The 1,128-nt window shown below is 21.3% G+C and carries 2 protein-coding genes; both read left to right on the top strand.

What is annotated here, in order from left to right:
• On the top strand, nt 1-280 hold a 280-nt coding region (locus CHF27_RS14335; protein WP_115976374.1), incomplete at its 5' end, for a hypothetical protein.
• A 227-nt stretch (nt 281-507) separates the two neighbouring features.
• Nucleotides 508-831 carry a DUF3784 domain-containing protein gene (locus tag CHF27_RS13840; protein WP_095406519.1) on the top strand — a complete coding sequence of 108 codons (324 nt, stop codon included), beginning with the start codon at nt 508-510 and terminating at the stop codon, nt 829-831.
• Nucleotides 832-1,128 lie beyond the last annotated feature (297 nt).

Here is a 1,128-nt window from a genome sequence, read left to right as displayed (position 1 = left end):
GTCAACAGTTATACATGAAACTAAATCAAGTAAAACATCAATATCTATATATGATATTGTGAAAAAAGAAAAGAAGAAAAGCAAAGAACAAGTAGGCGTAACTCTAGATAAAGAAATCGTTGATAAATTAAAGACTGTAGTTATAGATTCTAATATAACTATGTCTAAGTTATTTGAAAATTTACTTACACCATTACTTGAAGATGTGAATATAAAAGAAAAAAATATAGAAATTTATAATAATAAAAATAAGCTAAAAGGTAGAAGAAAATCAGAATAAATTTAAAAAAAATATATTAAATATAAAACTAAAAAAATGAAAAACAACTAAGAAATAACTAAAAAATAACTGATTTAATATATAGTTTTTTAAGTAACAATATCTCCATAGATTTCATGTTTCTTATATAACCACTGTAACTAACTTGATAACATGAAATGTATTTTTAGAAAATAGTTGAAATAAAAAAAATATATTTTTTTTAAAATTAAAAGGAGAGAATCAATTTGTTAAATGTAGCATTAGTTATGTCATGTGCACTATTTTTATTATCTAGTGTATTTTTTATTTTTAAAAGCAAAGCATCAATTTTAATACAAGGATATTACTTTATTTCTAAAGATCAAAGAGAATTATACGATGAACTTAAGTTAAGCAAAGATTATGGTCTTATACTTTTCAAATATGGATTAATACTTTTAATTGGAGCGTTAGGTTATATATTTATTTCTAAATTAGCACTATGTATAGCCTTTGTTATTTTGATTGTATATGTTGTAAAAACTATTGTGACTTTCAGATTTGATAAGTATAAAGTCAATAAATCTTAAAATTTCACTTTGTAGTCTTTAGTTAATACCCTTAAAATCTAAATAAATTTTAAGGGTATTTTTACTAGATACCTTAAAATAAGTTCTTATTATTCATAATGTAAATCAAAAAGTACAGATCTAAGATTTATACTTTTTTATAATTAACCTTATTCCAAATATGCTTTGATACTATAGGATCTATTTTCAAAGTTAGCCCATTCTTTTCTTTTTTTCCATGATATTCAAATACTCAAATATAGTTTTTATTTTTCAAAATATAATCAACCTTTTGCTTTGAAAAACCATACTTATTAC

Source organism: Romboutsia maritimum, from assembly GCF_002251085.2.
Classification (GTDB): domain Bacteria; phylum Bacillota; class Clostridia; order Peptostreptococcales; family Peptostreptococcaceae; genus Romboutsia_B; species Romboutsia_B maritimum.
Note: the sequence above shows the minus strand (reverse complement) of the source record. Positions and strands in the feature narration are given on the sequence as shown.